Origin of the sequence: Enterococcus sp. DIV1767 (assembly GCF_050542585.1) — a bacterium.
Lineage (GTDB): Bacteria > Bacillota > Bacilli > Lactobacillales > Enterococcaceae > Enterococcus_D > Enterococcus_D innesii.
Map to the genome: position 1 here is coordinate 1,480,271 of NZ_CP172936.1, position 13,582 is coordinate 1,493,852.

The following is a 13,582-nucleotide window of genomic DNA, read 5'->3' on the forward strand; positions in this document are numbered from 1 at the left end:
ATTATTGTTCCTCCTTTAGTGCCGACAAACGGGCGTGATAAAGCGGCAACAGCGTTTGATAAACTGCTAAAATATCCGCCATATCAACGTCTTCGATCATTTCTTTTGGAAAGATCTTACCAATCTGAAGTTCACTTTTTTTGACTTTCTGTAATCGTTCTAAGTAGGTTGGCCACATAGCGATAGGGAAGTGATCGTATTTGGTATGATCAGGAGATAGCGTAAAGTCTGCTGGCAATTGATCAAATAACTCTTTTTGAGCCAGCCAAGATTCCGCGATCGTTGCTTGATTTTTCGGTTGATCGATCACACTGAGCCAAACAAAGACATACGCTTGATTGATCCCAATTTGAAAGTGGGCATCCATTTTATAACCACGCTTGTTAGGGCCGATCCCCGCCCACGTTTCGGCAGGAGGGTAGACGGTTCTACGCCGATGCTGAGCAATATGCAAATAAAAAGGTTCGTGACAGCTTTCTTCAAATAATGGGATCGCTGCCTCGCCGATGGTTTGGAAAATTGGCTGGATCTCTGAACGGATTTTTTTCATTCTTTCTTCTAATGTTTCTAAAGCAAAAACATCAAATGACTGTTTTGTAAATAGCATAATCGTGTCCTTTCTTTTGTCTGAAAACAGTATAACAAAAAAAGCCCGTAAAATTTCGGGCTTTTGTTTTTTTTATCTTTTTTTTATTTAGTGATCACTAGCTAATTCGCAGCGGGACTTAAGTTAAAGGTAGGGGCTAGGCTTTGTTCCTTCAAAAGATGCAGAAGATCATCCAAGAAAGAAAAATCCATTTCTTCTAAGTTAAAATAAATACGGAAAGAATACGTATGTTTAAATAAGCTTTGACGATGAATCTGGTGAATGATCAATTCGTCATTGCGGCCATTTTGAAATTGTAAGACTCTTTTTTGTTCTTCCGCATAGTGAGGACGTGCCCCTTTTTTGAAGGGACTGAATACATAGAAACTTGTTTGTTGGTTGATGGAAAGGATTTGCTGCACGGCCAATAATTCGTTATGGAGCTGTTGTTTTTCTTTGTCTGATAAATGAGCTAAAAAAAGTTCAGCACGATTCTTTAGCGACCACATATAGTACTCCTCCTTGAATGTAGCTACAATACGACCTAAATATAGCATGAAAAAAGAATATTGTAAACGCTTTATAAAATCCTTCGCCAGTCAAACGGGAGAGGTAAACTTGTTTGACGGGATAAAAAACGAACATTCGTGTTTATTGATGTGTAAATGTACAGATAATCGTTGACCTGCTTTTTCAGCGTTGTTAGAATAATAAGCAAATAAAGATGTGTGTCATCGCTATGTGAAAAATAATACTTAACTGAGGTGGAATATGGAATCAGAAGTGCTTCTTTATGAAGGAAAAGCCAAGAAATTGTTTAAAACCAACGAAGAAGATGTGTTGAGAGTCCTTTATCTGGACCAAGCAACTGCGCTGAACGGTTTAAAGAAAGATGCCGTTGTAGGAAAGGGTGCCTTGAACAATCAGATCACTGCGCATCTTTTTCAGCGCTTAGCGGATAAAAATGTCCCAAGTCACTTTCTTCAATTAGTGTCTAAACACGAACAATTAATTCGAGCTGTCACCATGATTCCTTTAGAAGTCGTTGTTCGCAATACGGCTGCTGGTAGTTTTTCAAAGCGCTTGGGCATCGAAGAAGGAACCAAACTGCCAAAGCCGATCGTGGAGTTTTACTACAAAGAGGATCGCTTAGATGATCCGTTTATCAATGATGATCATGTGTTCTATCTGGGTCTTGCCACAAAAGAGGAACTGGACCAGATCAAAAAACTGGCGATACAAGTCAACGCTGCGTTACTGGAAATCTTTGCAAGTATCAACATTCGATTGATCGATTTTAAAATCGAGATCGGCAAAACCAAGAAGGGCGAGTTGCTCCTGGCTGATGAGATTTCACCAGATACTTGCCGCTTATGGGATATGGGTACAAATGAACATCTTGATAAAGATGTCTATCGTCGTGATTTAGGGGATATCGTTCCTGTTTATGAAGAAGTTTTAAATCGTTTAGAAAAGGAGAATTCAACATGTATTTAGTCAAAGTTTACGTCACTTATAAGGAATCTGTTTTGGACCCTCAAGGAGAAGCCGTTAAAGGAGCTGTTCATCGCTTAGGGTATCAAGATGTCAGTGATATTCGCATCGGGAAATACTTTGAAATCAAAGTGACACCTTCCAACAATCAAACACAAGCAGCAGTAGCAGAGGAGATTGAAGCGATCTGTGACAAACTTTTAGCAAACGTCAATATGGAAACCTACCGTTATGAAATGGTTCAAATGGAGGAAGCAGCCCTATGAAATTTGCAGTGATCGTCTTTCCTGGATCAAATTGTGATGTTGATTTGATGTGGGCAATCAAAGATATTATGGGTGCAGAAGCAGAATATGTGCGCCATGATGCAGAAAGCTTAGCCGGTTTTGACGGTGTTTTGCTCCCAGGAGGATTTTCCTATGGTGACTATTTGAGATGCGGTGCAATCGCTCGTTTTTCAGCGATCATGTCAGAAGTCATTCGTTTAGCAAATGAAGGCAAACCTGTCTTTGGTACCTGCAATGGGTTCCAAATTTTAACGGAAGCGGGCTTGTTACCGGGAGTTTTACAAAGAAATGAATCATTGCATTTTATTTGCAAGCCGGTCCGTCTACAAGTGAATAATCAAACAGCTTTTACTTCTGAATATGAAACAGATCAAGTCATTACGCTTCCTGTCGCTCATGGTGAGGGCAATTATTATTGTGATGAAACGACTTATCAAGAATTGGTTGCCAACAATCAAATCGTTTTCCGTTATGAAGATAACGTCAACGGCAGTCTACACAGTATCGCTGGTATCTGCAACAAAGCAGGCAATGTTCTAGGCATGATGCCTCATCCAGAACGAGCGATGGAAAGTTTATTAGGCTCAGAAGATGGCAAGAAGTTTTTTGCTTCATTATTGAAAAATTTTGGGAAGGTGCCGGTAAATGGATAAAATGATCGTAAAAGAACCTACACCACAAGAAATCAAAGACACGAAATTATACGAGCAATGGGGATTGACCCAAGAAGAATATCGGATGATCTCAGAAGATATTTTGGGACGTTTACCAAACTATACCGAAACTGGACTCTTTTCAGTGATGTGGAGTGAACATTGTTCTTACAAAAATTCCAAACCTGTTTTGCGGAAATTCCCGACAGAAGGGCCGCAAGTGCTGCAAGGACCAGGAGAAGGTGCGGGTATCGTGGATATCGGCGATGATCTAGCCGTCGTTTTCAAAGCGGAAAGCCATAATCATCCTTCTGCGGTGGAACCTTATGAAGGAGCAGCAACTGGTGTTGGTGGGATCATCCGTGACATCTTCAGTATGGGAGCAAGACCGATTGCTGTTTTAGACTCCTTACGATTTGGTGAGTTAGACAATCCAAGAACGAAATATCTTTTGGAAGAAGTCGTTGCTGGGATCAGTGGCTATGGCAACTGTATCGGGATTCCGACCGTCGGTGGTGAAGTGGCATTTGATCCTTGTTATGAAGGCAATCCATTAGTCAATGCCATGTGTGTAGGGATCATTGCCCACAAGGATATTCAAAAAGGGCAAGCCAAAGGTGTTGGGAACACCATCATGTATGTCGGCGCAAAAACAGGACGCGACGGGATACATGGGGCGACTTTTGCATCGGAAGAATTTGTCGAAGGAGAAGAACAACAACGTTCCGCCGTACAAGTCGGTGATCCTTTTATGGAAAAACTCTTGTTGGAAGCTTGTTTGGAATTGATCGTGGATCATTCGGACATTTTAGTCGGGATTCAAGATATGGGCGCTGCTGGATTGGTTTCTTCGAGTGCCGAGATGGCATCAAAAGCCGGATCAGGTTTGCGCTTAACGTTAGATGATGTCCCACAGCGAGAAACCAATATGACGCCTTATGAAATGATGTTGTCAGAATCCCAAGAGCGGATGCTGATCTGTGTCAAAAAAGGGCATGAAGCTGAAGTGGAAGCCCTCTTTAAGAAATACGATCTAGAAGCAGTCGTGATTGGTAAAGTGACGGATGATGGCAACTATCGTTTGTTCCATCATGGACAGGAAGTCGCTAATTTACCAGTGGATGCTTTAGCTGAAGATGCACCGACTTACTACAAAGAGATGGCAGAACCAGCACGGATCAAAGTGTTTAAGGAAACACCGGACTTTGTTCCAGTGATTCATTCAGCAACGTCTGTATTTGCGGATTTGCTGCAGCAGCCGACGATCGCTTCGAAACGCTCGATTTTTGAAACCTACGATTCGCAAGTTCGTACCAATACCGTGGTAGGCCCCGGCAGTGATGCCGCTGTTTTACGAATCAAGGGAACCAATAAAGCCTTGGCGATGACGACTGACTGTAATGCTCGTTACCTCTACTTAGATCCAGAAGTCGGCGGACAGATCGCAGTTGCAGAAGCAGCTCGAAATATCGTCGCTTCCGGTGGGCGTCCATTGGCGATCACTGACTGCCTTAACTTCGGCTCGCCAGATAAACCAGAAGGATTCTGGGAGTTATCTACGGCTGCTGACGGGATCTCAGAAGCTTGTCGTGTGTTAGAGACGCCAGTCATTTCCGGAAACGTCTCGTTATACAACGAAACAGACGGACAATCGGTCTATCCAACGCCTGTTATTGGGATGGTCGGATTGATCGAAGAGCTGGCGCATATCACGACGCAGCATTTCCAAGCAGCAGGGGATGTGATCTATGTCCTAGGGGAAACCCATGCTGATTTCAATGGGTCTGAATTGCAAAAACTGCAGACAGGAAAAATCGCTGGGCGTTTAATGTCCTTTGATCTTGAAACAGAAAAAACGAACCAACATTTGGTTACCGCAGCGATCCAAGCAGGTCTTGTTCAAAGTGCCCATGACTGTGCCGAAGGTGGTTTAGCGATCGCTTTAGCCGAATCCGCCTTTGACAAGGGCTTTGGTCTAAATGTGACCGTATCATTGCCAGCGGCACAATTGTTTTCAGAAACCCAATCCCGTTTTGTGCTTTCAGTCGCACCTGATAAGCAAGCGGATTTTGAAGCGCTGGTAGGCGCTGCGGCAACAGCGATCGGCGAAGTGACTGCTGATGGCCAGATTCGCATGCAGGCACAAGATGATGCGATCGAGATGCCCCTTGCTGAGGCGAAATTGAAATGGGAGGAAGCCATTCCATGTTTAATGAAGTAAAGAGCCTCAACGAGGAATGTGGGGTTTTTGGTGTTTGGGGTCATCCAGATGCCGCTCGTGTCACCTACTTCGGACTACACAGTTTGCAACATCGCGGCCAAGAAGGTGCAGGGATCGTCACGAATGATGCCGGGAAACTCAATGGCCACCGTGATTTAGGGTTACTAGCGGAAGTGTTTTCGGATGAACGTGTCCTCCAGCGTCTGACAGGAGATGCTGCCATTGGTCATGTTCGCTACGCAACTGCTGGTAATGGTAGCGTTGATAATATTCAACCATTTTTATTCAAATTTTTTGATCAGCAGATTGGCTTAGCTCATAACGGCAACTTGACGAATGCGAAAAGTCTACGGAAATCCTTAGAAAAGGCTGGTGCGATTTTCCACTCGAATTCCGATACAGAGATTCTCATGCACTTGATCCGCCGCAGTGAAGAACCGCTTTTTATGGATCGGGTCAAGGAGGCATTGAATCAAGTTAAAGGTGGATTTGCGTACCTTTTACTGACCGAAAATGCCATGATCGCAGCACTAGACCCCAATGGCTTTCGGCCATTGTCAATCGGGAAAATGGTCAATGGTGCCTATGTGGTAGCTTCAGAAACCTGTGCGTTGGAAGTCATCGGTGCGGAATTTATTCGTGATGTCCGACCGGGCGAAGTCGTGATCATTGATGATGCAGGCATTCAAATCGAGCAGTATACCCAAGAAGTACAGCCGGCGATTTGCTCGATGGAGTTTATTTATTTTGCCCGTCCTGATTCCAACATCGCTGGCGTCAATGTCCATCGTGCCCGTAAAAATATGGGCCGTCGCTTAGCACAAGAGGCGCCGATCGAAGCGGATATGGTCATTGGTGTACCGAATTCATCCTTATCTGCTGCCAGCGGCTATGCCGAAGCTTCAGGTATTCCTTATGAATTGGGCTTAGTAAAAAATCAATACATTGCACGAACGTTTATTCAACCGACGCAGGAGTTAAGGGAACAAGGCGTGCGGATGAAGCTCTCAGCTGTTCGTGGCGTAGTCGAAGGCAAACGAGTGATTCTAGTCGACGATTCGATCGTCCGAGGAACCACCAGCCGCCGTATCGTCCAGCTGCTAAAAGAGGCAGGTGCCAAAGAAGTTCATGTGCGTATCGGTTCGCCGCCTTTGCGCTATCCATGTTTTTACGGGATCGACATTCAAACGAGAAAAGAATTGATCGCAGCCAAATATACGGAAGCTGAGATTTGTAAAAAAATCGAAGCAGATTCTTTGGCCTTTTTAAGTGAAGACGGGTTGATCGAAGCGATCGGTTTAGATTTTGACGCACCTTACTCAGGCTTGTGTATGGCCTATTTCAATGGCGATTATCCAACCCCTTTGTATGATTATGAAGAAAACTATCTCGCGTCTTTAGCTGAATAAAAAGTAGGCAAGAATGGTTTTTCAAGCGAAGCATTGAAGGACTGATGGTTTGCTTACGTTAACGACGAGTGAGCTGATGAAGAAAAGCGGATGAATGATTGAGGAGGAACGAACGTGGCAAATGCATATGCAAAAGCCGGTGTCGATGTCGAAGCCGGTTATGAAGTAGTCGAACGGATCAAAAAGCATGTGAAACGAACAGAACGACTAGGCGTGATGGGGGCAATCGGGGGCTTTGGTGGCTGTTTTGACTTATCATCGTACCAATTAAAAGAACCGGTACTTGTTTCTGGGACTGATGGTGTAGGAACCAAGCTTTTGTTGGCGATCCAACAAGAACAGCACGCAACGATCGGCATTGATTGCGTCGCGATGTGCGTGAATGATATCGTCGCTCAAGGGGCAGAACCTATCTACTTCCTTGACTATGTTGCAGTTGGTAAAAACGATCCGGCAAAGATCGAACAAATCATTGCTGGTGTCGCAGAGGGCTGTGTGCAAGCGGGTGCTGCTCTGATTGGTGGGGAAACCGCTGAGATGCCGGGGATGTATCAGCCAGAAGAATATGATCTTGCTGGTTTTGCCGTAGGGATCGTCGAAAAAAGTCGCTTGATCACTGGAGAAACCATCAAAGAAGGCGATGAGCTGATTGGTTTGCCTTCATCAGGCATTCACTCCAATGGGTACTCTTTAGTCAGAAAAGTCTTTTTTGAAAAGCATGGCTATACAGGAGCAGAAACGTTTGCGGAACTTGGCAACCAAACACTTGCAGAAAGTTTATTGACGCCAACGAGAATTTACGTTGATGCACTGAAACCTTTATTGACAGAAGGATTGCTCGCTGGAATTTCTCATATCACTGGTGGCGGCTTTGTTGAAAATATCCCACGGATGCTGCCGGAAGGTCTGGCGGCAGAAATCGCCTTAGGCACTTGGCCGCAGTTGCCGATATTTGATCTGATCGCTGCTCATGGCGCGATTCCTCACCAAGAAATGTTCGAGATTTTCAATATGGGTATCGGTATGGTCTTAGCCGTTGCGCCAGAAAATGTTGCGGCAGTGATGGCACTTCTATCCGCCAATGAAGAACAAGCATACCGGATCGGGAAAGTGACCAAACGTAACAACGAAGCCGTTTGCTTCAAAGAGGCAGTCCGATGAGGATCGCCGTCTTTGCTTCTGGAACGGGCAGCAATTTTACCGCGATCGCCGATGCGATCCAAGCAAATAAAATCAAAGGAGCGCAGATCGGGTTGGTCTTTTCCGATAAACCTACAGCGCCAGTAATAGAAAAAGCCCGCGCGAGAGACTATGAAACGCTTGTCTTGGAGCCAGCGGCATTTGCGTCAAAAGCAGCTTTTGAAAGTAAATTGATCGAAGAATTGCAAGATCATGCCATCGATTTTATTGTTTTAGCAGGGTACATGCGGATCATCGGCAACACCCTATTATCCGCTTATGAAGGCAGAGTCATCAATATCCATCCCTCCTTGTTGCCAAGCTTCCCAGGTAAGTCTGGGATTGCCGATGCCTTCGCTTATGGCGTGAAAGTGACGGGGGTGACGGTTCATTATGTCGATGCTGGCATTGACACAGGGCCAATCATTGCCCAAGAAATCGTTCGGATCGACATCGACGATACATTAACAAGTGTGACAGAGAAAATTCATCAAGTGGAACACCAAATCTATCCAGCTGTTTTAGCTGAAATTGTGGAAAAGGGGCTATCAAATCGTGAATAAACGTGCATTAATCAGTGTGTCTGACAAAGAAGGACTGGTACCATTTGTCCAAGAATTGACCAATTTAGGATTTGAGATCATTTCAACTGGCGGGACCAAAACTGTCTTAGAGAAAGCAGGGCTTCAACCGATCGGCATCGAAGCGATCACAGAATTTCCTGAAATGATGGACGGTAGGGTCAAGACGCTACATCCGCGGGTGCATGGGGGTCTGTTAGGGCGACGTGATCTGCCTTCTCATATGGAGGCAATGGCTGAGCACGGTATTTTACCAATCGACCTCGTTGTCGTCAATCTTTATCCATTTAAAGAAACCATCAGCAAGCCTGATGTCACTGAAGCCGACGCAATCGAAAATATCGACATCGGCGGACCAAGCATGCTGCGTTCTGCGGCGAAAAACCATGCCTCAGTAACTGTTGTCGTTGATCCCAAGGATTACGACTGGGTATTAGCTGAGCTGAAGGAAGGCAATACGACGTTGGCATCAAGAAAGAAATTAGCTGCCAAAGTCTTCCGCCATACCGCAGCCTACGATGCCTTGATTGGTGAATACTTGACCAAAGCGGTGGCTGAAACAGAAACGGAGACCTTGACGAAAACCTATGTTTTGAAACAAACATTGCGTTATGGTGAAAATAGCCATCAGAAAGCTTCCTTCTATCAAGACGCACTACCCGTGCCATATTCGATTGCCAGCGCAAAACAAATCCACGGCAAAGAATTGTCTTATAACAACATTAAAGATGCTGATGCTGCCTTGCGGATCGCAGAAGAATTTACAGAGCCAACTGCGGTAGCCCTCAAGCACATGAATCCATGTGGGATTGGAAGTGGAGAAACGATTGCTGAAGCTTTCCAAGAAGCTTACGAAGCAGACCCAGTGTCGATTTTTGGCGGGATCATCGTCTTGAATCGTCCAGTTGATGTGGCAACTGCGGAGCAACTGCAGCGGATTTTTCTTGAGATCATTATTGCACCTGCATTTGAAGAAGAAGCACAAGAAATTTTAACGAAGAAAAAAAATCTGCGCCTGCTGGTTGTTGATTTCCAGAAAGCAGCCAAACAGCCAGAAGTTGTCTCTGTCCTTGGGGGCTTATTGGTGCAAGAACCAGATGATCAAATAGAAACACCAGAAGATTGGACCGTGGTGACCAAAAGAAAGCCGACACCAGAAGAAATCGCAGCTTTGGCATTTGCTTGGAAAGCGGTGAAACACGTGAAGTCTAATGCTATCGTTTTAGCCAATCAACAGCAAACCGTTGGGATCGGCGCTGGTCAAATGAACCGCGTGGGTTCAGTGAAAATCGCTGTGGAACAAGCCCGTGAAAACAATAAATTGGCTGGTTCAGTGCTGGCAAGCGACGCCTTTTTCCCAATGGATGACAGTGTTGAATATGCAGCGAAACAAGGAATCAAAGCGATTATTCAACCTGGTGGCAGTATCAAAGATCAAGAGTCGATCGACATGGCAGATAAATACGGTGTGGCGATGGTCTTTACTGGTGTTCGTCATTTTAAACACTAAGAAATAGGAGAAGACGATGAAAATACTTGTTATTGGTAGTGGCGGTAGAGAACATGCCGTCGCAAAAAAGTTTCTGCAGGATCCTCAAGTGGAAACAGTCTTTTGTGCGAAGGGTAATCCCGGTATGCGAAAAGACGGGATCCTGACAGTCGCAATTGAAGAGTCCGATCATGAAAGCCTAATTGCTTTTGCTCAAGAGCAGGAGGTTGATTGGACCTTCGTTGGTCCGGAAGTTCCGTTACTAAATGGCATCGTAGATGATTTTCAGGCGGCGGGCTTGGCAATTTTTGGCCCTAATCGACAAGCAGCGATGATTGAAGGATCAAAAGAGTTTGCCAAAGAATTGATGCGGGACAATCAGATTCCGACAGCAGACTACCAAAGTTTTACAGATAGTGCGCAAGCAAAAGCATATATCCAGCTTAAAGGTGCACCAATCGTTATCAAAGCGGATGGCTTAGCGGCGGGCAAAGGCGTAGTCGTCGCTGAAACCGTTGATGAGGCGAATGCGGCTGTCGAAGCGATGCTAGAGCAAAATGCTTTCGGTGAAAGTGGTGCAAAAGTGGTGATCGAAGAGTTTTTGGCTGGCGAAGAGTTTTCGCTCTTGGCGTTTGTTAAGGACGAAGCCGTCTATCCAATGGTCATTGCTCAAGACCATAAACGTGCCTTTGATGGCGATTTAGGGCCGAATACAGGAGGTATGGGGGCATACACACCGGTACCGCAGATTCCGCAAGAAATGGTCGATCAAGCAGTAGCAGAAGTTTTACTTCCTGCAGCAAAAGGGATGATTCGTAATAAGACACCGTTTACGGGGATTCTCTATGCAGGTCTGATTGCTACCAATGATGGACCGAAAGTCATCGAATTCAATGCGCGTTTCGGCGATCCAGAAACACAAGTCGTGTTAAGTCGTTTAGATAGCAGTTTAGCCCAAATCATTGATGATCTATTGCAGGATCGAGTGCCCGCGATCCGATGGAATCAAGCGGCTTCGATCGGTGTCGTGATTGCATCGCAAGGATATCCAGGCAAGTATCAGCAAGGAATGCCTGTCCCAAGCCCTCAAGGAGAAGGAACGCAATTCTTTTATGCAGGAGTGGAGGAAGCTGCCGACCAAGATGGTTTGACGGCAGCTGGTGGGCGCGTTTTTCTTGTGGAAGCATCAGCTGAGGATTTAGCTACTGCACAGAAGAACGTCTATGAAGCAATCAGCAAGTTGTCGTTATCTGGCTTGTATTATCGAAACGATATCGGCGATAAAGCCTTGCAATATAGCAACTCATCAAAGGCGATGAAGTAAAGAACCTTTCTGTGTGTAACGCAAACTGTAATGATAGGAGGACTGCCAGTAGAACCGATCGGTTGTGCTGGTGGTTTTCGTTTTATGGGAGGTTTTTTTGACGTTGGTATAGCGTTTTCATCTTGTTGTGCTAAAATAGGAGTGTAGTTTAAATAAGGAGGAACTTTACGTGAAAAATATTAAATTCGGTCCTACTGATTTAGAAGTATCTAGTGTGATTTTAGGCTTGATGCGAATCAACAATGCCAAAGATCCTGTGAAGGTCTTGACGACTGCGATTGAAAATGACATTACCTTCTTTGACCATGCGGATATTTATGGTCGCGGGGAGTGTGAAACGATTTTTGCGGAAGCGTTAGCAAAAACGGATGCCAAAAGAGAAGATTTGTTCATTCAATCAAAATGTGGCATCGTTCCAGGTGAAATGTTTGATTTTTCGAAAGAGCATATCATTTCTTCTGTGGAAGGTAGTTTGCAACGATTGAAAACCGATCATTTGGATGCGCTATTGCTGCATCGTCCTGATACTTTGTTTGAACCAGAAGAAGTGGCAGCTGCCTTTGATCAATTAGAAAAAGACGGCAAAGTGAAATACTTCGGTGTCAGCAATCAAAAACCTGGTCAAATCGAGCTATTGAAAAAATATGTTTCCCAACCTTTAGTAGCGAATCAACTGCAATTCGGGATCATGCATACAGGGATGATCGATCAAGGGATTCATGTCAACATGACGGATGCTGGTAGTGTCGATCATGATGGAGAAATTCTTGAATATTCTCGCTTGCATGAGATGACGATCCAAGCTTGGTCTCCGTATCAGTATGGTTTCTTCGAAGGGGTCTTTATCGGTAACGAGAAATTCCCCGAGTTAAACGAAAAATTGACGGAACTAGCGGACAAGTATCAAACGACACCGACAGGTATTGCCTCTGCGTGGATCTTACGTCATCCAGCAAATATGCAAGTGATTGCCGGAACAATGACCCCGCATCGAATCGAAGAAATCGCGCAAGCTTCTTCAATCGTATTGACCCGCCATGAATGGTATGAAGTGTATAAAGCAGCAGGGAACATCTTGCCTTAATTTATCCGTAAACTCCGTTTTATTCAGTAGTTATAAGGATGAATGTTCGTCAAAGACGAACATTCATCCTTTTTTTTGGAAAAGTATTTCTAAAAAGCTTGTATTTCATTTCCAGGTGGTTTAAATTGTTGTGGGCGTTAAAAATAGGCTGATGCCATTTGATGCTTGCTTCACTCTTAGTAAGATTTGGAGGATATTTTTATGTTTGACATGAAAGTTTTTGATTACGAAGATATACAACTGATTCCTAATAAGTGTATCGTGAACAGCCGTTCAGAATGTGATACCACGGTGACATTAGGCGGACACTCGTTTAAAATGCCTGTTGTTCCTGCAAATATGCAAACAATTATTGATGATTCAATCGCAGAATTTTTAGCTGAAAATGGCTATTTTTATATTATGCACCGCTTTGATGAAGAAGCACGGATTCCATTTATCAAAAAAATGAAAAGCCGCGGCTTGATTGCTTCTATCAGTGTGGGTGTCAAAGAAAATGAATATGCCTTTGTGGAAGAACTAGCTGACAAAGAGCTTGTTCCTGATTTTATTACGATCGATATTGCTCATGGCCACTCAAACGCCGTGATCAATATGATTCAACACATCAAGAAGCATTTGCCAGCAACGTTTGTGATCGCTGGAAATGTTGGAACGCCAGAAGCAGTTCGTGAATTGGAAAACGCTGGTGCAGATGCAACGAAAGTCGGCATTGGACCTGGGAAAGTTTGTATCACAAAAATCAAAACTGGTTTCGGAACTGGCGGATGGCAATTGGCAGCATTACGCTGGTGTGCCAAAGCTGCTCGCAAACCAATCATTGCAGATGGTGGCATTCGGACACACGGCGATATCGCTAAATCTGTCCGCTTTGGTGCAACCATGGTCATGATCGGTTCATTGTTTGCTGGGCATGAAGAATCACCAGGAGAAACCAAGGTAGAAAATGGTGTTGTGATGAAAGAATACTTTGGTTCTGCATCAGAATTTCAAAAAGGTGAAAAGAAAAACGTAGAAGGAAAGAAAATTTGGATTCAATACAAAGGTTCTTTAAAAGATACGTTAGTTGAAATGCAGCAAGACTTGCAGTCATCGATCTCTTATGCAGGTGGAAAAGATTTAGAATCGATTCGTAAAGTGGATTACGTAATCGTGAAGAATTCGATTTTCAATGGAGATACTATTTAAGCTGGATACTGAAGAAACGGCCTTTTAGCGGTCGTTTCTTTTTTTGTTGGAAGAACCATTTTGTTTTTCTGTTTTCTTCGTTATAAT

The 13,582-nt window shown here is 44.3% G+C and carries 13 protein-coding genes; 11 read left to right on the forward strand and 2 right to left on the reverse strand.

All coding sequences use genetic code 11. The annotated features are described in order from the left end of the window. Nucleotide 1: 1 nt before the first annotated feature. A complete protein-coding gene (locus IGI78_RS07130) occupies nucleotides 2-607 on the reverse strand; it encodes a DUF1054 domain-containing protein (RefSeq protein WP_430618560.1) in 606 nt (201 codons plus the stop codon). A gap of 101 nt (nucleotides 608-708) precedes the next feature. Continuing rightward, the gene (locus IGI78_RS07135) at nucleotides 709-1,143 is read right to left on the reverse strand and encodes a hypothetical protein (RefSeq protein ID WP_081118538.1); all 435 of its coding nucleotides are present in this window, start codon (nucleotides 1,141-1,143) and stop codon (nucleotides 709-711) included. Between the two features lie 214 nt (nucleotides 1,144-1,357). On the opposite strand from IGI78_RS07135, the gene purC reads away from it, so the two are divergent. The 11 genes from purC (at nucleotide 1,358) to guaC (ending at nucleotide 13,495) form a co-directional block, all read left to right on the forward strand. Further along, a complete protein-coding gene (purC, locus tag IGI78_RS07140; protein ID WP_081118539.1) occupies nucleotides 1,358-2,083 on the forward strand; it encodes a phosphoribosylaminoimidazolesuccinocarboxamide synthase in 726 nt (241 codons plus the stop codon). Beyond that, a complete protein-coding gene (gene purS / locus IGI78_RS07145; RefSeq protein WP_010749587.1) occupies nucleotides 2,074-2,346 on the forward strand; it encodes a phosphoribosylformylglycinamidine synthase subunit PurS in 273 nt (90 codons plus the stop codon). Before purC ends, purS begins: the two co-directional genes overlap by 10 nt. Then, nucleotides 2,343-3,020, forward strand: a complete 678-nt coding sequence (purQ, locus tag IGI78_RS07150; protein WP_312730617.1) for a phosphoribosylformylglycinamidine synthase subunit PurQ — start codon at nucleotides 2,343-2,345, stop codon at nucleotides 3,018-3,020. The genes purS and purQ overlap by 4 nt, the downstream gene beginning before the upstream one ends. Beyond that, nucleotides 3,013-5,241, forward strand: coding sequence for a phosphoribosylformylglycinamidine synthase subunit PurL (gene purL / locus IGI78_RS07155; protein WP_186366381.1), 2,229 nt, complete (start codon nucleotides 3,013-3,015; stop codon nucleotides 5,239-5,241). Before purQ ends, purL begins: the two co-directional genes overlap by 8 nt. After that, nucleotides 5,226-6,650: an amidophosphoribosyltransferase gene (gene purF, locus IGI78_RS07160; protein ID WP_194195433.1), complete on the forward strand. Its 1,425-nt coding sequence runs from the start codon at nucleotides 5,226-5,228 to the stop codon at nucleotides 6,648-6,650. The genes purL and purF overlap by 16 nt, the downstream gene beginning before the upstream one ends. A gap of 114 nt (nucleotides 6,651-6,764) precedes the next feature. Further along, the gene (purM, locus tag IGI78_RS07165) at nucleotides 6,765-7,811 is read left to right on the forward strand and encodes a phosphoribosylformylglycinamidine cyclo-ligase (protein ID WP_349708020.1); all 1,047 of its coding nucleotides are present in this window, start codon (nucleotides 6,765-6,767) and stop codon (nucleotides 7,809-7,811) included. Next, the gene (purN, locus tag IGI78_RS07170; RefSeq protein WP_349708018.1) at nucleotides 7,808-8,392 is read left to right on the forward strand and encodes a phosphoribosylglycinamide formyltransferase; all 585 of its coding nucleotides are present in this window, start codon (nucleotides 7,808-7,810) and stop codon (nucleotides 8,390-8,392) included. The genes purM and purN overlap by 4 nt, the downstream gene beginning before the upstream one ends. Beyond that, entirely contained in the window at nucleotides 8,385-9,920 is a 1,536-nt protein-coding gene (gene purH / locus IGI78_RS07175; RefSeq protein WP_086292536.1) for a bifunctional phosphoribosylaminoimidazolecarboxamide formyltransferase/IMP cyclohydrolase, read from the forward strand. The genes purN and purH overlap by 8 nt, the downstream gene beginning before the upstream one ends. 16 nt (nucleotides 9,921-9,936) lie before the next feature. After that, nucleotides 9,937-11,223 (forward strand): phosphoribosylamine--glycine ligase, encoded by a 1,287-nt coding sequence (gene purD, locus IGI78_RS07180; RefSeq protein ID WP_430618561.1) that lies wholly within the window; start codon nucleotides 9,937-9,939, stop codon nucleotides 11,221-11,223. Between the two features lie 169 nt (nucleotides 11,224-11,392). Continuing rightward, on the forward strand, nucleotides 11,393-12,307 hold the full coding sequence (locus tag IGI78_RS07185; protein ID WP_081118545.1) for an aldo/keto reductase: 915 nt from the start codon (nucleotides 11,393-11,395) through the stop codon (nucleotides 12,305-12,307). Nucleotides 12,308-12,517: 210 nt separating this feature from the next. Further along, complete coding sequence (gene guaC / locus IGI78_RS07190; protein ID WP_005230038.1) at nucleotides 12,518-13,495, forward strand: GMP reductase; 978 nt, start codon at nucleotides 12,518-12,520, stop codon at nucleotides 13,493-13,495. Nucleotides 13,496-13,582: the final 87 nt, after the last annotated feature.